At 72.5% G+C, this 19,110-nt stretch carries 16 protein-coding genes; 7 read left to right on the forward strand and 9 right to left on the reverse strand.

Annotation, left to right across the window (positions count from 1 at the left end; translation table 11 throughout):
- The coding region (locus M8J74_RS26325; RefSeq protein WP_249838837.1) for an FAD-dependent oxidoreductase at window positions 1-1,529 on the forward strand (1,529 nt) is incomplete at its 5' end.
- Between the two features lie 16 nt (window positions 1,530-1,545).
- Here the strand turns inward: M8J74_RS26325 and M8J74_RS26330 are convergent.
- From M8J74_RS26330 to M8J74_RS26350, 5 genes are all read right to left on the reverse strand, one after another.
- On the reverse strand, window positions 1,546-2,025 hold the full coding sequence (locus tag M8J74_RS26330; protein WP_249838838.1) for an MSMEG_6728 family protein: 480 nt from the start codon (window positions 2,023-2,025) through the stop codon (window positions 1,546-1,548).
- 47 nt (window positions 2,026-2,072) lie between these two features.
- The gene (locus M8J74_RS26335; RefSeq protein WP_249838839.1) at window positions 2,073-2,960 is read right to left on the reverse strand and encodes an SDR family oxidoreductase; all 888 of its coding nucleotides are present in this window, start codon (window positions 2,958-2,960) and stop codon (window positions 2,073-2,075) included.
- Window positions 2,961-3,034: 74 nt separating this feature from the next.
- Complete coding sequence (locus M8J74_RS26340; protein WP_249838840.1) at window positions 3,035-3,487, reverse strand: hypothetical protein; 453 nt, start codon at window positions 3,485-3,487, stop codon at window positions 3,035-3,037.
- Window positions 3,488-3,536: 49 nt separating this feature from the next.
- Window positions 3,537-5,156, reverse strand: a complete 1,620-nt coding sequence (locus M8J74_RS26345) for a phytoene desaturase family protein (protein WP_249838841.1) — start codon at window positions 5,154-5,156, stop codon at window positions 3,537-3,539.
- A 1-nt stretch (window position 5,157) separates the two neighbouring features.
- Window positions 5,158-5,661, reverse strand: coding sequence for an SRPBCC family protein (locus M8J74_RS26350; protein ID WP_249838842.1), 504 nt, complete (start codon window positions 5,659-5,661; stop codon window positions 5,158-5,160).
- 196 nt (window positions 5,662-5,857) lie between these two features.
- Between M8J74_RS26350 and M8J74_RS26355 the strand changes: the two genes are divergently transcribed.
- On the forward strand, window positions 5,858-6,151 hold the full coding sequence (locus tag M8J74_RS26355; RefSeq protein WP_249838843.1) for a hypothetical protein: 294 nt from the start codon (window positions 5,858-5,860) through the stop codon (window positions 6,149-6,151).
- A 106-nt stretch (window positions 6,152-6,257) separates the two neighbouring features.
- Here the strand turns inward: M8J74_RS26355 and M8J74_RS26360 are convergent, their stop codons facing one another.
- Window positions 6,258-6,920 (reverse strand): Tat pathway signal sequence domain protein, encoded by a 663-nt coding sequence (locus tag M8J74_RS26360; RefSeq protein ID WP_249838844.1) that lies wholly within the window; start codon window positions 6,918-6,920, stop codon window positions 6,258-6,260.
- A 314-nt stretch (window positions 6,921-7,234) separates the two neighbouring features.
- On the opposite strand from M8J74_RS26360, the gene M8J74_RS26365 reads away from it, so the two are divergent.
- Window positions 7,235-7,960: a TetR/AcrR family transcriptional regulator gene (locus tag M8J74_RS26365; RefSeq protein WP_249838845.1), complete on the forward strand. Its 726-nt coding sequence runs from the start codon at window positions 7,235-7,237 to the stop codon at window positions 7,958-7,960.
- A 711-nt stretch (window positions 7,961-8,671) separates the two neighbouring features.
- Here M8J74_RS26365 and M8J74_RS26370 read toward each other — a convergent pair.
- Window positions 8,672-9,613, reverse strand: a complete 942-nt coding sequence (locus M8J74_RS26370; RefSeq protein WP_249838846.1) for a LysR family transcriptional regulator — start codon at window positions 9,611-9,613, stop codon at window positions 8,672-8,674.
- Window positions 9,614-9,685: 72 nt separating this feature from the next.
- Between M8J74_RS26370 and M8J74_RS26375 the strand changes: the two genes are divergently transcribed.
- Together M8J74_RS26375 and M8J74_RS26380 are read left to right on the forward strand one after the other, a co-directional pair.
- On the forward strand, window positions 9,686-10,573 hold the full coding sequence (locus M8J74_RS26375; RefSeq protein ID WP_249838847.1) for an SDR family NAD(P)-dependent oxidoreductase: 888 nt from the start codon (window positions 9,686-9,688) through the stop codon (window positions 10,571-10,573).
- A gap of 276 nt (window positions 10,574-10,849) precedes the next feature.
- The gene (locus tag M8J74_RS26380; protein ID WP_249838848.1) at window positions 10,850-11,689 is read left to right on the forward strand and encodes a SigB/SigF/SigG family RNA polymerase sigma factor; all 840 of its coding nucleotides are present in this window, start codon (window positions 10,850-10,852) and stop codon (window positions 11,687-11,689) included.
- 167 nt (window positions 11,690-11,856) lie between these two features.
- Here M8J74_RS26380 and M8J74_RS26385 read toward each other — a convergent pair whose 3' ends face one another.
- Together M8J74_RS26385 and M8J74_RS26390 are read right to left on the reverse strand one after the other, a co-directional pair.
- Window positions 11,857-12,357, reverse strand: a complete 501-nt coding sequence (locus tag M8J74_RS26385; RefSeq protein ID WP_249838849.1) for a GNAT family N-acetyltransferase — start codon at window positions 12,355-12,357, stop codon at window positions 11,857-11,859.
- Window positions 12,358-12,424: 67 nt separating this feature from the next.
- The gene (locus tag M8J74_RS26390; protein ID WP_249838850.1) at window positions 12,425-12,865 is read right to left on the reverse strand and encodes a VOC family protein; all 441 of its coding nucleotides are present in this window, start codon (window positions 12,863-12,865) and stop codon (window positions 12,425-12,427) included.
- Between the two features lie 392 nt (window positions 12,866-13,257).
- Between M8J74_RS26390 and M8J74_RS26395 the strand changes: the two genes are divergently transcribed.
- Entirely contained in the window at window positions 13,258-16,662 is a 3,405-nt protein-coding gene (locus tag M8J74_RS26395) for a lectin (protein ID WP_249838851.1), read from the forward strand.
- A 99-nt stretch (window positions 16,663-16,761) separates the two neighbouring features.
- A partial coding sequence (locus M8J74_RS26400; RefSeq protein WP_249838852.1) for a beta propeller repeat protein occupies window positions 16,762-19,110 on the forward strand: 2,349 nt, incomplete at its 3' end.

Genomic DNA, 19,110 nt, shown 5'->3' on the forward strand with positions numbered 1-19,110 from the left:
ACCGTCGTGCCGTGCACCTGCCCGCGCCGCCCGGCGCGGCCCGGCTGAGCGGACCACCGCGCACCACCGCCGTGGTGGGCGGCGGCATCGCGGGGCTGGCCGCCGCGACCGCCCTCGCCGAACGCGGCGTCGGGATCACGCTGTACGAACGCGAGCCCTACCTGGGCGGCCGCGTGGGCGGCTGGCAGGTCGAGCTGTACGACGGCTCCACCGCGACCATGAGCCGCGGCTTCCACGCGTTCTTCCGCCAGTACTACAACCTGCGCGCCCTGTTGAGCCGTACCGACCCGACGCTGGCCGGCTTCACCGGTCTGCCGGACTATCCGCTGCGCCACGGCGCCGGAGCGCACGACAGCTTCCGCAGGGTTCCGCGCACCCCGCCGCTGAGCGCGATGGGCTTCGTGGCGCTCAGCCCGTCCTTCCGCTCGCGGGACCTGTTCCGCATGAACCCGGCCGCCGCGCTCCCGCTGCTCGACGTCCGCGTCCCGGAGGTCTACGACCGGCTCGACACCGTCAGCGCCCACGACTTCCTGGAGTCCCTGCGCTTCCCGCGGGCCGCACGGCACCTGGCCTTCGAGGTCTTCTCGCGCAGCTTCTTCGCCGACCCCCGGGAGCTGTCGGCCGCCGAGATGGTCCTGATGTTCCACATCTACTTCCTCGGCAGCTCCGAGGGACTGCTCTTCGACGTGCCCCGGGAGCCCTTCCCGACCGCCCTGTGGGAGCCCCTGGCGAACCATCTGCGCGGGCACGGGGCCACGCTGCGCACCTCGACGGCCGTCGACCAGGTGGCGCCCACCGGGGACGGCGCCTTCACGGTCCTGGCCGACGGGCGGGCGACACGGCACGACAAGGTCGTCCTGGCCCTCGACACACCCGGACTGCGCTCCCTGGTCGGCCGCTCGCCCGGACTGTCCGACACCGCCTGGCGCGAACGCGTGCACCGGCTGCGCACCGCGCCACCGTTCCTCGTCTCCCGCCTCTGGCTGGACCGGCCCGTGGACCGACGCCGGCCCGGGTTCCTGGGGACCGCCGGATACGGGCCGCTGGACAACGTCAGCGTGCTGGAGCGGTGGGAGGGCGAGGCCGCCCGCTGGGCCGCCCGCACCGGCGGCACCGTCGTCGAACTGCACGGCTACGCGCTCCCCGAAGGCGCCGACCCCGAGGTGGAGGCCAAGCGCCTGATCGAGGAGCTGTGGCGGGTGTATCCCGAGACCCGGCACGCGCGGATCCTCGACGAACGGCACGAATGGCGCCAGGACTGCCCGCTGTTCCCGGTCGGCGGCTACGACGACCGCCCGGGCGTGCGCACCCCGCACGACGGCCTGGTCCTCGCGGGCGATCTGGTGCGTACGGACCTGCCGGTCGCTCTGATGGAACGGGCCGCGACCAGCGGATTCATGGCGGCCAACGTCCTGCTGGAGTCCTGGGGCGTACGTGGCCACCCGCTGTGGACCGTGCCCGACCGCGGCCGCAGCCGGCTGCTGCGCGCCCTGGCCGTCCGCGGGCGGGATGCCGGGCCGCGCCGGTGAGCGCGGTCCGGTCGGTTCAGCCCGCGGGCACGTCCTGGCGGTCCGAGGCGGGCCACACATAGGGCAGATCGTCGGGCACCCCGGGAAACAGGCCCGCGTAGACCTCGGGGTCCTTGCGCACGAGGGCCGAGCGGTGACTGCGGTGGAAGGCCTCGTCGCCGAGCCAGGGCGGCAGCTCCCGGCCGGCGGCCAGGTCCGCCTGGTCACGCACCGGCGCCCCGGGGCGGTGCGCCGCGAGTCCGGCGACGAGGGAGGCGGCGCAGCTGTCCTGGTGCCCCTGCTCGCGCCACACGCGGCAGATCTCCAGGCCGTAGCGGACCAGCGCCTCCTCGTAGCCGGTCCACATCCGCACGGCGGGGTGGTGGCGCCATCCGTAGCCCGGGACGGTCAGCCCCCGCAGCACCTGCAGGGCCTCGACGCGCTGCTTGCCCAGGCGGCGGCGGTCCAGCAGGAGAGCCGAGGCCCTGAAGTCCGGGTCGGGCAGGAACGTCTGCATGGTGGTCGTTCCTCGCTGTCCTCGCGGCCGGCGGGTGGCCGCCGTGTTCAGGCGGTGGAACGGGCCGCGGCCTGGTCGGCCTGGCCCCCGGCACCGAGCGGACCGGTGTGCTGCCAGGGCTGCCGCTCCTGCAACCGCGGCAGTTCACGCCGGGACAGCCGCAGCACCACCGGCGGCATGGCCGCGCGCACCGGCTGCGTCAGACGCATCCAGGCGGGGGCGTAGACGGCCGTACGGCGCCGCTCCACGGAGCGCACCAGCCGTGCCGCGGCCACGTCGGCCGCCATGACCCGGCGGGCCGGGGGCGGCATGTGGGCGCGCAGTTCGCGCAGCACGGCGTGCCGGTCGGCGTCGCGCACCATGTCGGTGTCGATCCAGTTGAGGTAGGCGATGCCGACACTGACCCCGTCGTGCGCCACCTCGGCCCGCAGCGAGTGCGCGAACGCCTCCACGCCCGACTTGGACGCGCAGTAGGCGCTCATCAGGGGGGCCGCGCCGATCGACGCCAGGGAGGCCACCTGCAGGAAGTGGCCGGCCGTGGCCACCAGGTCGGGCAGGAAGACCCGGGCGGTGTGGGCGCTGCCGACGAGGTTGACCTCGATGACACGGCTCCAGGTGGCCGGGTCCGAGGAGGCGAACGGGCCGCCCTCGGCGATCCCCGCGTTCGCGACGACGACGGAGGGGCGTCCGAGGCGGCGCCGGATGCGACGGGCGGCGTCGCGCAGCGCCTCGACATCGGTGACGTCGGCTTCCACGACCAGAGCCGGGCCGGGAAGGGAGGCCGCGACCGCGTCGAGCGCCGCCCTCTCGTGGCCCAGCAGGGCGACCCGGCCGCCGCGCTCGGAGAACGCGCGGGCCAGCGCCGCTCCGAGACCGCGCGCGGCTCCGGTCACCACGATCGTCCGGCCCGACAGGGGACTGCTGTGCGTCGCCATGGGCACTCCTTCCGGCTCGGGGCGAGCACGTCCTTTCGACGTGCTTCGGCTGCGGCGCCCGGATCGGATGCGGGTCACTCCCGGGGCAGGGGCGGTCGTGCCGTGTGGTCCGGGTGACCGTGCGTGCGGCGCTCCTCCTTCAGCTCCGCCTCGTACAGGTGGTCCCGGTGCTCGGCCAGCTCGCCCTTGGCCGTCGCCTCCAGTTCGGTGAACGGCCGGTAGTAGGTGGCGTTGTACGCCTCGATGATCTGGAAGGTCCAGTGCCCGGGAATCACGTTGCGGCCGAGGATCTCCTCGCTGATCTTCTCGGCCCACTCGTGGTGGCCCGCCTCCCGCAGGAGCCGCACCGCGTCGCCCAGCTGGAAGTCGGCCGTGCCGGTGAGCTGGTGGAAGTCGTACAGGCGGCCTCTGGCGCGTTCGGTGGTCTCCAGGGCCTTCGACAGGGCGGCCAGTGCCTCCACGGTCTTGTCGTCGGTGCCGTCCGGGCGCCGGTGGTGCGGGTCGGCGGGGGTCTGGTGGTGGTTCATGCGTGCTCCTGGTGTTGCCGCCGCGGTGGGCGTCGCGGCGCCGGTGAGGTCAGCTCTTCCTTCCGGTGCGGTCGCGGTGGGTCAGCAGGCGCTGGGCGCGGGCCAGGCCGGGCGGCCGACGGCGGCGCAGGGCGGCGCGCGCGGCGTTGGCGCCCGGCGCGCCGTGGACACCGCCGCCGGGGTGGGCGCCCGCGGAGGCGAGGAACAGACCCGGGATCGGCGTCTCGGGCCGTCCGGTGCCCGGCACGGGGCGGAACACCAGCTGCTGGTGGACAGCGGTCGTACCGCCGTTGATGGCGCCGTTGAAGAGGTTGCCGTCGAGTGACTGCAGGGTGGGCGGGGCCAGGACGCGGCGGGCCCGCACGAGCGAGCGGAAGCCCGGTGCGAAGCGCTCCACCTGCTGCTCGACCCGGTCGGCCATGCGCTGCTGGTCGGTGGCGTCCCACTGCCCGGTGATGCCGTCGTCGCCGGCGTCCGCGGTGATCTCGTGCGGCACGTGGGTGTAGGCCCAGGCCGATTCGGTGCCGCCGGGGGAGCGGGACGCGTCGGCCTTGGTCATCTGGCCGAACAGCAGGAAGGGCCGGTCCGGGACCTGGCGCATGGCGATCTGGGCGGCGAAGCGGGTCAGCTCGTCCATGCCGTCGGCCAGGTGCACGGTCCCCGCGCGTGCCGCCTGTTCCGCCCGCCAGGGCACCGGGCCGTCGAGGGCCCAGTCGACCTTGAACGTCGCGAAGTCCCACTGGAAGCGCCGCAGGTCGGCCAGAAGCTGGTCGGGCAGATGCTCGGGGGCGACGAGTTCGCCGTACAGGGCGGGGACCGACACGTCCGCGAGGACCGCCCGCCCGGCCGCGTACGACTGCCCGTCCCACGTCCGCACACCCACCGCCCGTCCGTCGCGGACGACGACCGATGCGACGCGCTGCCCGCAGCGCACCTGTCCGCCTGCGGCCTCCAGGCGGCGGGTCAGGGCCTGGGTGAGGGCGCCCGCTCCGCCGACCGGGACGGGGAAGCCGTAGGTCTGGCCCAGCATGGCCATCAGCCAGCCGAAGCCTCCGCTGCCGGTCGCCTCGGGGGCGAGGTCGGCGTGCAGCGCGTTCCCGGCGAGCAGCAGCCGGCCGCCCTGTCCCTCGAACTCCTCCTCGCCCATGCGGCGTACCGGCAGCGCCAGGGTGCGGGCCATGCGCAGCCCGCCCGCCGCCCGCAGCCGGACCGCGAGCCGGGCCGCCGCCCTGACCGGAGGGAAGGGGGTGAAAAGTGCGCCGAGCAGGTCGGGCCGCAGCTGTTCCCAGATCTCGTGCAGGCGGTGCCAGGCGGCGCCGTCGCCCGACGCGAAGGCGTCGAGGGAGGCGGCCGTGGCGTCGATGCGCCGGTCGAGCACGGCGCAGCGGCCGTCGGTGAGCGGGTGGGCGAGCACGCTGGGCGCGTGGCTCCAGCGCAGCCCGTGGTCCTGCAGCCGCAGGGAGGCCAGGACCGGGGACGCGGCCGCCAGGGGGTAGAAGGAGCTGCAGAGGTCGTTGACGAACGCGGGGTCGACGCCCCGGTCATGGCGTACGGCGCCGCCGGGCTCGGGCTGTTCCTCCAGTACCAGCACGCTCCAGCCGGCGTCCGCCAGCAGATTGGCGGCCACGAGACCGTTGGGGCCGGCACCGACCACCACGGCGTCGGTCACGTCACGTCCCGCCTTTCGTCCGCGCCGTCACCGCGGTGACCGGTGCCTGGCCGGGGGCGGGGCGCTCCTCGCCGGTCCGGCCTTCGCACAGCCGGGCGAGGCGGGCGAGCATCGTGCGATGGCGCAGGTGGATGAGGGCTTCGAAGGCGAAGTTGTGCCACTTGCCGCCGGCTCCCTGCAAGGGGTGCTCGTCGACGATCACCAGGCAGTACTCGCCCCACGGCCGCAGTTCGATCGCGATCCGTGCCGTACCGAGGATGCCCGCGTGCGCCTCCAGCTCGATGCGGGACACGGGGTCGCAGAAGCGGACGGTCGTCTCGTTGGACAGCACCACGGGCCCCAGGTTGACCTGGTACCGGATCGCCGCGCCCGTCTGCGGCCACGTACCGCGGACCGGGCGGGAGTCGGAGGTGCCGACGACCCAGTCCGCGTACCGGTTGGGGTCCGACAGCAGGTCCCATACGACCTCAGGTGCGACTTTGATCAGGCGATGGCGTACGGCCACGCGTGCCTCCCGTGCTTCGTCGGCCGACTGGGGCAACAGCCATCGCCGGGTGCCCTGGATCACCGGAGCCCAACCAGGGCACATGACGAGCCGCGCCCGGGACCGGATGACGAGCCGCGCCCGGGACCGGATGACGAGCCGCGCCCGGGACCGGATCCGTGGCGGTGGATCACGCCGATGGGGGTACACGGGCCGCATGGCATCCCAGAATGATCAGTTCACGCCGCTGCGGGCCGCGAGGCAACTGCGCCGGATGCGGGCTTTCTACACGGCGGGCGTCGTGCTGTGGACCGCGTCGAGCATCTGGACGGGATGGGACTCTCCGGGCAGCCGGCCCATGTGGACGTCCCTTCTGCTCCTGGCCGTCTTCGCCGCCCTGCTGGCGCTGGCCTGCAACTGGCTGCGGGGCCTCGACGGCGACGGTGAGGCCAGGGCGGCCCACCACGCGGCACCCCGGCGGGCCCCCGCGATACGTCATACGAGCGCCTGAACCCCCTCGGAAACCGGGTCCCCTCTCAGAGGACCCGGCCGCGTGCCGCCGCCCCGCAGTCGTCGTGCTCGACTGCGGGGCGGCGCTGTGAGTGCTTCGCGGGCGCTCAGTTGGTGTAGACGGCCGGCGAGCCGCTGACGCTGCTGTCCGCGATGGGGGCGTAGGAGGCGGAGAAGTAGCCGTTGGCCGCGCACAGCCCCGATCCGGACACCTTGCTGAACGCCTGGTTGGAGAAGGACAGGCTGTTGTTGCTGTTGGAGCTCACCGCCGCCAGGCTGGGCGCCTGGTAGACGCAGGTGACCGAGCCCAGCAGGGTCGACAGGACCACCGTGGTCTGGATCGTGCCGCCCGCGGCGGGCGTCACGGTGACGGTGCCGTCGGAGGCGGCGGAGGTGGTGTAAGGCAGGCCGTTGACGGTGATGCTGCGCACGCCCGTGACGCCGAAGACGTTGCTGCTGCAGCCGCTGAACGTCTGGGAGGTCGCGGACTCGGTGGCGGTGCCCGGCGCGGCGGGGTTGTCGGTCACGGTGGCCGAGAGGGTGGAGCCCGTGCAGGTGATGCCGGAGGAGCCGCCGCTGCTGGTGGCGAGGGTGGCCTTGGTGCCGGAGGCGAGCGACGAGGTGAGGACGTCGCCGACGGACACGGCGTTGCCGCCGGCGCTGCCGTAGGTGAGCACGGAACCGTCGGCCGAGGCCGCGGTGGCCGGCAGGAGTGCCAGGGTGGTCAGGGCGGTGGTGGTGAGGAGGGCGGAGGCCAGGTGTCTGCGCATGGAGGGTCCTCTGGTACGGGGGGTGGCGAAGAGGGCGGGGGCTGCTCCGCCGGGTGGGGGAGCGGCACCCCGCACGGCCGTTCCCGGAAGGGGGAACGGCGGACCGGTGCGGGTGTCCGGCCCGGCGTCGGGGACGCGGGCGCACTTGTTGCGGCCTTGCGGGTGCGTGAAACTGACGGCTCCGGTGGCGAATCGCCGCCGGTCCGGCCGAGTGGAAAACCTGTGAAGGTTGTAAACCTGACGGGTATTCAACGTCAAGGCAGTGCACGCGAGTTGGTGACGAAGAAAGGTGCGCGATGGCAGAAAGCTCCGCGATGGCACCTGTGTTGGTGCTGCCCGGGACGCGTACGGGACGCGACCCGCAGCGCTCCCTGCGGCCGGGACCGCGCCGGTCCTCGGCCGAGGCGGTCGCCGCCAACCAGCGTGACCGGCTGCTCGACGGATTCGTCCGCACGGTGGCCCAGGTCGGCTACGCCGGCACCCGGGTCAGCGACATCTGCAAGGCCGCCGGCGTGACCAGGCCGGTCTTCTACGAGCTGTTCAAGGGCAAGGAGGACGTCTTCCTCGCCGCCCACCACCACGGCACCTCCCTGGTCTTCAACGCCATGGAGGAAGCCCACGGCCAGGGCCCCGACTGGCCCGGCCGGGTCCGGGCCGGGCTCGGCGCGCTGCTCGGCATCCTCGCCGAGGCGCCGGCGTTCGCGGCCATGGCCATCGTGGAGATCGACGCGGTCGGTCCCGCGGGCCGGGCGGCGCGTGAGGAACTGCTGGCCCGCTTCCGGTACTTCTTCACCGACGCGCCCGAGACCGACCTGCCCGTGCCCACCCAGGACGTGGTCGACACGGTGGTCGGCGGGGTCTACTCCGCGATCTACCGGCACATCGCCGCGGGCCGGACCGCCGACCTGCCCGCCCTGCTCCCCGTCCTGACCTTCTCCGTCCTCGTCCCCTTCCTCGGTCCGCAACGTGCCGCCGCCCGCCTGGCCGACCCGCCACCGTCCACCGGCCCGCTGCCGTCCTGCCTGACACCGGACGCCTGATCCCGCTGCGTGTCGTGCGTCGGGACGGTGGCCGGTACGGCGGTGGGGTGGCGGCGTCGAGGGGCGCTGCGCGGAGGTCGGCCGCCTCGGTCCGCGAGGTGCCGCCGCCCGCCTGGCCGACCCGCCACCGTCCACCGGCCCGCTGCCGTCCTGCCTGACACCGGACGCCTGATCCCGCTGCGTGTCGTGCGTCGGGACGGTGGCCGGTACGGCGGTGGGGTGGCGGCGTCGAGGGGCGCTGCGCGGAGGTCGGCCGCCTCGGTCCGCGAGGTGCCGCCGCCCGCCTGGCCGACCCGCCGCCGTCCACCGGCCCGCTGACGCCGGATGGCTGACACCGGACGCTTGATCCCTCTGCGTGCCGTGTGTCACGACGGTGTCTGGTACGGCAGTGGGGTGTCGGTGTCGGGGCCGCCGCGCGGAGGGGGGCCGCCTCGGTCCGCGAGGTGCCGCCGCCCGCCTGGCCGACCCGCCGCCTTCCACCGGCCCGCTGACGCCGGATGGCTGACACCGGACGCTTGATCCCTCTGCGTGCCGTGTGTCACGACGGTGTCTGGTACGGCAGTGGGGTGTCGGTGTCGGGGCCGCCGCGCGGAGGGGGGCCGCCTCGGTCCGCGATGTGCCGCCGCCCGCCTGGCCGACCCGCCGCCTTCCACCGGCCCGCTGACGCCGGATGGCTGACACCGGACGCCTGATCCCGCTGCCTGCCGTGCGTCAAGACGGTGGCTGGTACGGCAGCGGGGTGTCGGTGTCGAGGGCCGCCGCGCCGAGGGCGGCCGCCACCCGGTCCACCGCATCCGCCGGCGGGTGGGGGAGGCGGGCCAGGAGCAGGCGCCGCTGCTCCTGAGGGCCGCCACGGACGGGCAGGACGCGCACGCCCGGCGGCGCGACGCGGGCCAGCACGGCGGGCACGGTGGTCAGACCGCAGCCCGCCGCGACCAACTGCAGCCTGGCGAGCCAGTCACGGACGGTGTGCGCGATCTCGGGCCGCTCGTCCAGCCCCGGCCACACGCCCATCGACGTGTCCTCTCCCGACGCGGAACCGGTGATCCACCGCTGCCCCCGCAGATCGCTTACGTCGACGAAGTCACCGCGGGCCAGGGGGTGGGCGGCCGGCACCGCCAGACACAGGGCGCGCTCGGTGAGCGTCCGCAGGACCAGCGGAGGCGACTCGGCGTCCGGCGGCCGGAAGGGCGGCGCCGAGGCGAGCAGCGCGAGGTCGAGGCTCCCGGCCCGCAGGGCGCGCACCAGCGCCGGGGTGCTGCCCTCCCGGCCGACGACCTGAAGCCCGGGGGCCGTTCGGCGCAGGGCGGCCAGGGCGCGGGGGACCAGCACGGCACCGGCGCTGGGGAACCAGCCGAGGCGGACGGTGCCGGCCTGCCCGGGCAGACCGGACAGCTCGCGCGCGGTCGCATCGATCTCGTCCAGCACGACCGACGCACGGCGCATGACGACACGGCCGGCGGAGGTCAGCCGTACGCCGTCGCGCCGCCGTTCCAGCAGCTCCGCGCCCGCGGCCCGCTCGATCGCGGCGATCTGCCGGGAGACCGCCGACTGGGTGTAGCCGAGCGAGACGGCCGCCGCGGTGAAGGTCCCCTGCTCGGCGACGGAGCGGAAGACGCGCAGCGCGGTCAGCGACACATCCCTGAAGTCCATGACGTTTACGCATACCACGGGTGCCGAAGTCTCGTTGGACTCATGGGCCTGACCGCTCCTAGCGTTGCCGGCATGACGACCTCGCGCATCGCCCTCGTCACGGGCGCCAACCAAGGACTCGGCCGGGCCCTCGTCGAAGGGCTGGCGGCCCGTATGGACCTGGACGACCTGGTCCTGCTCACGGGCCGCAGTCATCAGCGTGTGACGGATGCCGCCCACCAGGTCGCCCGCCTGCCCGGCACCCGGGCCCGGGTCGAGGGCCGGGTCCTGGACGTGACCGACACCGACGCCATCGCCCGCCTCGCCGAGGACCTCCGCTCCCGGCACGGCGGGGTCGACGTCGTGATCTCCAACGCGGTCGCCCGCGTGCTGCCCGAGGAGTCCCAGGCGGCACGGGCGGACGAGTTCATCGACGTCTCCAACACCGCCACGCACGCGATCCTGCGCTCCTTCGGGCCGGTCCTGCGGCCGGGCGGCCGGCTGCTGGTCGTGGCCAGCAGCCTGGGCACCCTCGGCCACCTCGACCCCCGGCTGCACCCCCTGTTCGACGGGGCGAGCCTGGAGCGGGTCGAGCACGCCGTCGAGGAGTGGCGCCGCGCCGTGCGTCACGGGACCGCCCAGGAGGCGGGCTGGCCGGTGTGGCTGAACGTCCCCTCGAAGGTCGCCCAGGTGGCCGCCGTCCGCGCCCTCGCCGCCGAACGCCGTGACGGCGATCTCGCCACCGGCACCCTGGTCGCCGCCGTGTGCCCCGGCATGGTCGACACCGCCACCTCCCGCCCCTGGTTCAGTGACTACGGTCACGCCCAGTCGCCGGCCCGGGCCGCGACGGCGGTCCTCGACCTGATCCTCGCCGAGCACGTCGACCCCAGCCTGTACGGCGAGCTGGTCCGCTTCGGCAAGGCCCTCGACTGGCACGCGGGAGCGCCACTGCCGGAGCAGGACCGCCTGCTCACACCTTGATCGCCGCGCCGGGACCGAGTCGCGCGAGAGGATGGATTTCGGCCAACGGCAAACCGTCGAGGACGCGGGCCGAAACCCCCCGCGAGGGCCCAAAAGGGGCGAACCCGTGGCCCGAGCAGAGAGCCCGGCAGGGGCGTACCGCCCGTGAGCCCGACGGTCGATTTTCAGCCAGAGGCTCGTTCACGCATCCGATACTGCGTGAGACCCAGAATCCGGGGTATTCGGCAGCGCGAGCGGCTGACCGGCTGTATCGAGGACGAGGGAGAGACATTCATCATGACGGCGGCGTTGACCACGGAAGTCGGCACGGGACAGCTGTCGGAGCGCGTCGATGCCTCCCGTATCGCCCCGAAGGACGCCCGCGAGCTGACCCGCCAGTTCCTGGCGCGGCTCGCGGTCCTGGAAGAGGGCACGCAGGAATACCAGTACGCACGCAACACACTGATCGAGATGAACATCTCGCTGGTGCGCTACGCGGCCTCCCGGTTCCGCAGCCGCGGGCCCCAGGAGATGGAGGACATCGTCCAGGTCGGCGTGGTCGGCCTGATCAAGGCGATCGACCGCTTCGAGGTCTCCCGCGAAGTGGAGTTCACCTCCTTCTCGATCCCCTACATCGTCGGGGAGATCAAGCGGTTCTTCCGCGACACCTCCTGGGCCGTCCATGTCCCCCGCCGACTGCAGGAGGCCAGGGTCCAGCTCGCCCAGGCCACCGAGGAACTCAGCAGCCGCCTGGGCCGCACGCCCACCGTGGCGGAGCTGTCGCAGCTGATGAGCCTGTCGGAGGAAGAGGTCATCGAGGCCCGTCTGGCCTCCAACGGCTACACCTCCTCCTCGCTGGACGCCGCCATCTCCACCAGCGAGGACGGCGAGAGCGTCCTGGCCGACTTCATCGGCAACGAGGACAACGCGCTGCAGCTGGTCGAGGACTTCCACTCCCTCGCACCCCTGATCGCCGACCTCGACGAACGCGACCGGCTGATCCTCCACATGCGCTTCGTGGAGGAGCGCACGCAGGCCGAGATCGGCAAGGCCCTGAACATCTCGCAGATGCACGTCTCACGGCTGCTGAGCCGTCTGCTGGAGCGGCTGCGCGCCGGCCTGCTGACCGTGGAGTGACACCCCCACCTCCAGCCGAATCGTCCCGAGCCGGTGGGCGGGGACGGCCACCAGGGCACCAGGTGCGGCGGACGCCGCAGCCCCTGCCCCGGTGACCGTCCCCGCCCACCGGCTCAGGCCTGCGCGTCAGGCGGCCGAAGCCTCCGTCGCCGCATGCCCGCGACCGCTCACACGACGCGTTCCATGCAGACGAGCCGCTCCCTCGCGTCCCACGATTCGGAGACGCTGAATCCCAGCCGTTCGTACAGCGCCACCGCGCTCGTCCGCCACTCCCACACCGACAACCGCACCACGCCGACGCCGCTCTCCCCGGCCTGCGCGAGCGCGGCACCGACGAGGCCGGAGGCGATGCCCAGGCCGCGGTGGTCCGGGTCCGTCCACAGCCGCTTGATCTCCGCCCGGCCGTCGACGGGGGCGGTGAGTACCAGGCACCCCACCGCGGCGTCCCCGCTCAACGCCAGCAGCACGACGTCGTCGGCGAACGCCGCCCGCGGATCCAGCACTTCGGCCCGGTAGCGTTCCGGCAACTCGTCCACACCGGCGACTTCCTCACCCTTCTCGGCCTGGGTCCGCAGATGGTAGGCAGCCAACAGCGTCGCCGGCCCACCCCCGGGCAGATCGCCCGACCCCGGCCACCGGACGACGGAAACCCCGCTGTGATCAGTCATGGCGCCAGCATCACATGACGCACGCAGGGGGGACTCGAAGGGACCCCTGGGCGGCCGGCGCAGCCTTTCAGCCGAGCTCCTCCGCCAGTCCGACGACGATGTCCTCGGGGCCGCGGACGTAGCAGAGCCGGTAGACGTTCTCGTACCGCACGATCTCGCCGACCAGTTCGGCGCCGAGGGTCCGCAGGCGGGCCACGACGTCCTCGATGTCGTCGACGGCGAACATGACGCGGCGAAGACCGAGGGTGTTAGCGGGCGCGTGCGCCGGCTCGGGGGCGACGGCCTTCGGCCGGTGGAACTTCGCCAGCTCCACGCGCCCCTGGCCGTTCGGGACGCGCAGCATGGCGACGTCCTGCCGGACGTCCTGGAGCCCGATGACCCGCTCCGCCCCGGGCCAGTCGAGCGGACCCCGGCCCTCGAGCTCCATGCCGAGTTCGACGAAGAACGCGATGACCGCGTCCAAGTCCTCGACGACGATGAGTACGTTGTCCATCCGGTGGATCGCCATGTCGTGTCTCCTTCGCGAGGCACGGCCACAGTAGACGCTTCCGAGTCCGGAACGGGCTCGGCGGCGGGTCCCCGACGTCCGCGGTACGGGCGGCGGTTGCTCGGGCGATGGCAAAGAACTTCTTACCCAGAAAGGCCCGTACGCCTCGTTGACACACCATCAGCACGGGCGTTTCACTCGACACTTGTGCATGGCAACGTTGTCAGGCCGTCGTCGAGGCGACCCGCGAGCGTTGCCTGCGGCCGGTGTTCCGTGCTTCTCGGGGTGCCGGCACCTGATGGGCGAAGCACGAACTGCCGCGGAGGCAACCGATGGTGAGACCCCGACGTTCAGCCGCGCAACGCAACCGAAAGAGACTCCGTCAACGCCTGGCCGTGGTCTGCGTCCTGGGCATGACCGCCCTCCCGCTCACGGCGACGGGCAGTGCCCAGGCCGCGGGCGCGCCGACCCTGGTGAAGGACCCCGCGTCCCTCGTCCATCCGCTCATCGGCACATCGGGCGCCGTGGACACCTTCCCCGGACCCGACATGCCGGCGGGCATGGTCCAGTGGGGCCCCGACACCACCCCCCACCGCCCCGACGGCGGCGGCTACGAGTACGAAGACAGCAAGATCTCCGGCTTCAGCCTCACCCACGTCTCGGGACCCGGATGCCCCGTCGCGGGCGACCTGCCCGTCCTGCCGGTGACCGGCGCGCTGTCGGGCAAGCTCGGCGACACCTCCGTCGGCTTCAGCCACGACCACGAGCAGGCGGGCATCGGCTCCTACAAGGTCACCGATGACAACGGTGTCAGGACGGAACTGACCGACACCACGCGCGCGGGCCTGGGCCGCTTCACGTTCCCGGCGGGTCAGCAGGCGAACCTGCTGTTCAAGCTCAGCGGCGGAGCCACGCAGGTGGACGGAACACGGGTCCAGGTGGTGAACGACCACGAGATCAGCGGCGCCGTCGACAGCGGTCACTTCTGCGGGGCGAGCAACCGGTACACGCTGCACTTCGACATCAAGTTCGATCAGCCGTTCACCGCGAGCGGCACCTGGGTCGGCGGCACGATCCACCCCGACGCCACGTCACTGAAGGCGGGCAAGGTCCGGCACGCCCCCACGGCATCCAGGACGGGGCCGCGGAAGGAGAAGCACTTCACCGTGCCGACGCGGCCTGCCCCCACGATCCACGGCGGCGGCGCCAAGGGCTCCGGTACGCCGTCCCCGGCGCCGAGCGCGAGCACCGGACAGCGGTCCTCCGCCAAGGCCGCCCAGCCGCCCACCACCGGCGCCAACGGCATGTACCTGACTTTCGACACGTCCTCCACCCCCACGGTGAACGCGAAGGTCGGCATCTCCTACACCAGCGACGCCAACGCCGCGGCCAACCTCTCGGCCGAGATCAAGAAGTGGGACTTCGACGGCGTCCGGCAGGCCAACCACGACGCCTGGAACACCGTGTTGAAGAAGGTCCGCATCGGCGGCGGCACCTCGGACCAGCAGACGCAGTTCTACACCGCGCTCTACCACGCCCTGCTGCACCCCAACGTCTTCTCGGACGCCAACGGCCAGTACATGGGCATGGACAACCAGGTCCACAAGCTGGCCAAGGGCCAGCAGGCCCAGTACGCCAACTACTCCGGCTGGGACACCTACCGCTCCCAGACCCAGCTGATGGCGATGGTCGAGCCCAAGGTCACCGCGGACGTCGTCACCTCGATGCTCAACGGGTACGACCAGACCGGCCTGCTGCCCAAGTGGGCCTCGAACAACGGCGAGAGCTATGTGATGGTCGGTGACCCGGCCGCCGGCATCATCGCCGGCGCGTACGCCTTCGGCGCCACGGACTTCGACACCGGCAAGGCGCTCGCCGCCCTCCAGCACGAGGCAACCGCCCCCAACAACGACCGCCCCGGCGAGTCCGTGCGGGACGCCAAGGGCTACCTCCCCCTGGACGAGAACGACTACGGCTGCTGCAACTTCTACGGCCCGGTCTCCACCCAACTGGAGTACGACTCCGCCGACTACGCCCTCGCCGCCTTCGCGAAATCGCTGGGCCGGACCGACGTCTACGCGAAGTTCGCCGCGCGTGCCCAGGACTGGATGAACGTCTTCAACCCGCAGACCGGCTACCTCCAGGCCAGGAACAAGGACGGCCAGTTCGCGAACGGGTTCACCCCCGGCACCTCCAACGGCTTCGTGGAGGGCACCTCGGCCCAGTACACGCCCATGGTCCCCTTCAACCTGCGGCAGCTCATCCAGGCCCGGGGCGGCGCCAAGGCGTACTCGTCCTACCTGGACAGCCTGCTCGACGACATCACCCACCCGGGCGGCACCGACGCCGACCTGAGCAACGAGCCGAGCGTCGAGATCCCCTGGGAGTACGACTACACCGGGCAGCCGTGGAAGACCCAGGCAGCCGTCCGCGACGCCCAGCAGAAGCTGTACTTCGACGCCCCGGTCGGCTCCTTCGGCAACGACGACCTCGGCGCCATGAGCTCCTGGTACGTCTGGTCCGAGCTCGGCATGTACCCGGAGACCCCGGGTGCCGACACCCTCGTCCTCGGCAGCCCCGTGTTCCCGGTGGCCCAGGTGACGCCCGGCGGCGGCAAGACCGTGCGGATCAACGCGCCGCAGGCCGCGACCGACGCGCCCTACGTGCAGTCGCTCGACGTCAACGGCAAGGCGTGGAACACCTCCTGGCTGACGTACCGGCAACTCAAGGGAGCCGGCAGCCTCGACTTCACGCTCGGCACCCGGCCCGACACCTCCTGGGCGTCCGGCCCGTCGGCGGCACCGCCGTCGGACACCACGGGCGGCGACAGAGTGCTGGCCGCCACCGGTCCGTCGAGCGACGGCTTGGTGCTGGAACCCGGCGCGTCCGGTGACGCCACCCTCGACGTGACCAACCTCGGCGGCAAGGCGGTCACGGTCGACTGGAAGGCCACCGCGCCCTCGGGCGTCACGCTGGACACGTCCTCCGGTTCCCTGACGGTCCCCGCCGCGGGCAGCGCCGAGGCGAAGGTCCGGGTGACGGCGGGCGCGAGCGAGGGAACCTATCCGGTCGCCTTCGCGCTGACCGACCACGGCACCGGCGCGGCGCTGAGCGCGGCGACCCTCCGGGTGGCCGTGGCCGAGGCCGGCGCGCTGTGGCCGTACGCCACCAACGAGGGCGTTTACCCCGACGGAGCCACCTTCTCGGGCGGCTTCGACAACGGCGGCTGGGCGTTCTCGCAGAACGCGCTGGCGGCGGCGGGCGTCACGAGCGGCTCGACCGTCACGGCCGACGGCATCTCCTACGCGTGGCCGAAGGTGACCGCCGGTCAGCTGGACAACCTGGAGATGGCCGGCCAGACCATCCGGATGCCGGCCGGCACATCGGGTGCCTCGCTGGGCCTGCTGGGCGCGGCGGCCAACGCGCCGACCGACGGCAGCGGCGTCTCGGGAACGGTGACCGTCACCTACACCGACGGCACCACCGCCGAGGCGACGGTCGGCTTCTCCGACTGGACGCTCAACGGCGGCTCCAGCAAGCCTCTCCCGGCGAACACGACGGCCGTCACGACCGGCTACCGCAACACCGGTGACGGTGGCCGGAACAACGTCAAGACGTACGTCTTCGCGACGAAGGTTCCGCTGGACGCGTCCAAGCAGGTGGCGTCGATCACCCTGCCGGTGACGGGCTCCACGGGCACCGCCCACCTGTTCGCCTACGGCTTCGGACGGTGGGAGCCGCCGGCATCCGCCGGCGCGGCAGCGGTGCACGTCCGCCGAGGGGGCGGGCGTGCACCGCCGCACAACACCATGCAGTGACAGGTTCTGGTCAAAGACTCGCCAAGACGTCGTTCGCGTCCTCTCTTCCATGATCGGGTCACTGCCGACGGCTTTTCGATGTCCGTTTGGGAGGACCTGGTGCCAGCACCAACCCGTAGAAGACGATGGCTCACGATCTGTGCCATCACTGCATCCGCCGGCCTCGTCGCGATACCCGCGGGCGCCGCGCCAGGCGGGAACGGCAACCCCTTCGGGGTCCGTGCGCTCGACCGGCTCGCCGCGCAACGCGCGCACACGGCGGGGACGACGAGCCCCAAGGCGAAGGCCGAGGACGAGGACGGCGGCAACGAGGCGGACGAGATCGCCGAGGGCGCCGACCAGTACGCCGAGGCCCGCACCTCGCCGGGCGTCGTCGCCCCCGGCGCGTACGGCGCGGCGTGGAGCAGCCTCACCAAGCTGCCCAGCACGGGCGGCAGTTGGCGCCACCTCACCGACCTGCCCTACAACTCCGACGACTCCCGCTACCGGGACATCGACTCCAACTCCAGCGGCGGATCGGGCAATGTCACCGGCCGCATGGCGGCGATGGCCGCCGACGACGACGGATACGTGTACGCGGGCAGCGCCGGCGGCGGCGTATGGCGCTCCGAGCGGGGCGGCGGGAACTGGAAGCCCCTCAGCGACAAGCTGCCCTCCCAGTCGACCGGCGCGCTCGCCCTGGACGGCGCCGGGCGGCTGTGGCTGGGCACGGGCGAGGCGAACACCAACGCCGACGCCTACCTCGGCAGCGGTGTCTACGTCCTGACCCACCCGCACCACGGCACCTTCTCCGCGCGCAGCCGGGTCGGCGGCGACGAACTGGAGTCGACCACCGTCCGCCAACTCCGCTTCGGCGGCGGCAAGGTGTGGGCCGCGACCAGCGAGGGCGTGTGGAGCCACTCCACGAAGAAGCTGACGGGCGCCTGGAAGCTGGAGTTCGCCCCCAACCCCGACTACCTGCCGGGCGGTTCGAAGGCGAACGACGACGCGGCCGCGTACAAGAACATCACCAACGACATCGCCGTCGACCCCAAGGACCCCTCGAAGGTGATCCTCGCGGTCGGCTGGCGCAGCGGTGACGACTACAACGGCTTCTACACCCAGGACGCCAAGGGCACCTGGACGCGCATCACCAGCGGCTTCGGCGACCTGCCGACCGACGCGGACAACGTCGGCACGGTCACCTTCGCGCACGCCGCCGACGGCTCGCGCTACTACGCCATCGACCAGTCGCCCGAGCAGATGGCGTCCAACCCGGACAGCGGCCTGGAGGGCATCTACAGCGCCGCCTCGCCGTTCGGGCCCTGGACGAAGGTCGCCGACTACAAGCAACTGGCCGCCGACGGCTCGGCGCTGACCTCCAGCGGCTACATGCCCGGCGTGCAGGCCTGGTACAACCAGTTCCTGACCGTGGACCCGGCGAACCCCAAGCACGTGTACGCGGGCCTGGAGGAGGTCTACGAGTCCAAGGACGGCGGCGCCACCTGGTCGACCGTCGGACCGTACTGGAACTTCGGCTTCTCCTGCTGGAGCATCGACCCGGCCAAGCAGACCGGTGACTGCAACCAGACCACGCACTCCGACCAGCACGGCGTCGCCATCGGCCGCTACCACGGCAAGGGCTTCGTGTACGTCGGCAACGACGGCGGCGTCTACCGGCGCCCGTTGAGCGGCTCCCAGGACGCCTCTGGTCACGCCACCGACTGGACGTCCCTGAACGACGGCACCATCGACGCCCTGCAGTACTACTCGGTCGGCGTCGGCAAGGACCTCGACCACGGCGGCGTCACCGTCACCGGAGGACTGCAGGACAACGGCCAGTCCGTCCTGCGCGGCAACGACACCGTGATGGGCTCCAACTTCGGCGGCGACGGCGGCGACACGCTCACCGACCCCGCCAACGGCTGCGACATCGCCGAGGAGTACGTCTACCTCGCCGTCCAGATCACCCAGAACTGCGCGGCCAACGATGGCAGTTGGACTACCGACCCGGCCAAGGCGACCTCGTACAACGTCGCCCCCGCCGACAACGCCACCAGCGAGGCCCGCTTCATCGCCCCGCTCACGACGGACCTGAAGAACAGCGACACCTGGGTCGCGGGCGGCCGGCACATCTGGGTGCAGACCCACGGCTACGCCATCCGCAGCGGCTCCGAGTGGAAGAGCGTGTACGACCTCGGCGCCGGGCGCGCCGCCACCGCCGTCGCCGCCTCGGGCGGCAAGGTGTACGCGGCCTGGTGCGGCCCCTGCAACAACCAGGGCTTCGCCCGCGGCATCTCCGTGGGCAACGCGGACGGCACCGGCTGGCACGACATCACCCTGCCGGCGGACGGGACCGTGCCCAACCGCTACCTCAGCGGCTTCGCCGTCGACCCGAAGAACGCCGACCACGTCTTCCTCGCGGTCAACGGCTTCTCCCGGCACTGGACCGAGGGCCCCGGCGCGGGT

This window comes from Streptomyces panaciradicis (assembly GCF_023516615.1).
Lineage (GTDB): Bacteria > Actinomycetota > Actinomycetes > Streptomycetales > Streptomycetaceae > Streptomyces > Streptomyces panaciradicis.

What these genes read in the sequence shown, in the direction of transcription:
- M8J74_RS26330 (WP_249838838.1), bottom strand. Translation starts at nt 2,025, where the DNA reads ATGCAGACGTTCCTGCCCGACCCGGACTTCAGGGCCTCGGCTCTCCTG.
- M8J74_RS26335 (WP_249838839.1), bottom strand. Translation starts at nt 2,960, where the DNA reads ATGGCGACGCACAGCAGTCCCCTGTCGGGCCGGACGATCGTGGTGACC.
- M8J74_RS26340 (WP_249838840.1), bottom strand. Translation starts at nt 3,487, where the DNA reads ATGAACCACCACCAGACCCCCGCCGACCCGCACCACCGGCGCCCGGAC.
- M8J74_RS26355 (WP_249838843.1), top strand. Translation starts at nt 5,858, where the DNA reads ATGGCATCCCAGAATGATCAGTTCACGCCGCTGCGGGCCGCGAGGCAA.
- M8J74_RS26360 (WP_249838844.1), bottom strand. Translation starts at nt 6,920, where the DNA reads ATGCGCAGACACCTGGCCTCCGCCCTCCTCACCACCACCGCCCTGACC.
- M8J74_RS26365 (WP_249838845.1), top strand. Translation starts at nt 7,235, where the DNA reads ATGGCACCTGTGTTGGTGCTGCCCGGGACGCGTACGGGACGCGACCCG.
- M8J74_RS26370 (WP_249838846.1), bottom strand. Translation starts at nt 9,613, where the DNA reads ATGGACTTCAGGGATGTGTCGCTGACCGCGCTGCGCGTCTTCCGCTCC.
- M8J74_RS26375 (WP_249838847.1), top strand. Translation starts at nt 9,686, where the DNA reads ATGACGACCTCGCGCATCGCCCTCGTCACGGGCGCCAACCAAGGACTC.
- M8J74_RS26380 (WP_249838848.1), top strand. Translation starts at nt 10,850, where the DNA reads ATGACGGCGGCGTTGACCACGGAAGTCGGCACGGGACAGCTGTCGGAG.
- M8J74_RS26385 (WP_249838849.1), bottom strand. Translation starts at nt 12,357, where the DNA reads ATGACTGATCACAGCGGGGTTTCCGTCGTCCGGTGGCCGGGGTCGGGC.
- M8J74_RS26390 (WP_249838850.1), bottom strand. Translation starts at nt 12,865, where the DNA reads ATGGCGATCCACCGGATGGACAACGTACTCATCGTCGTCGAGGACTTG.
- M8J74_RS26395 (WP_249838851.1), top strand. Translation starts at nt 13,258, where the DNA reads ATGACCGCCCTCCCGCTCACGGCGACGGGCAGTGCCCAGGCCGCGGGC.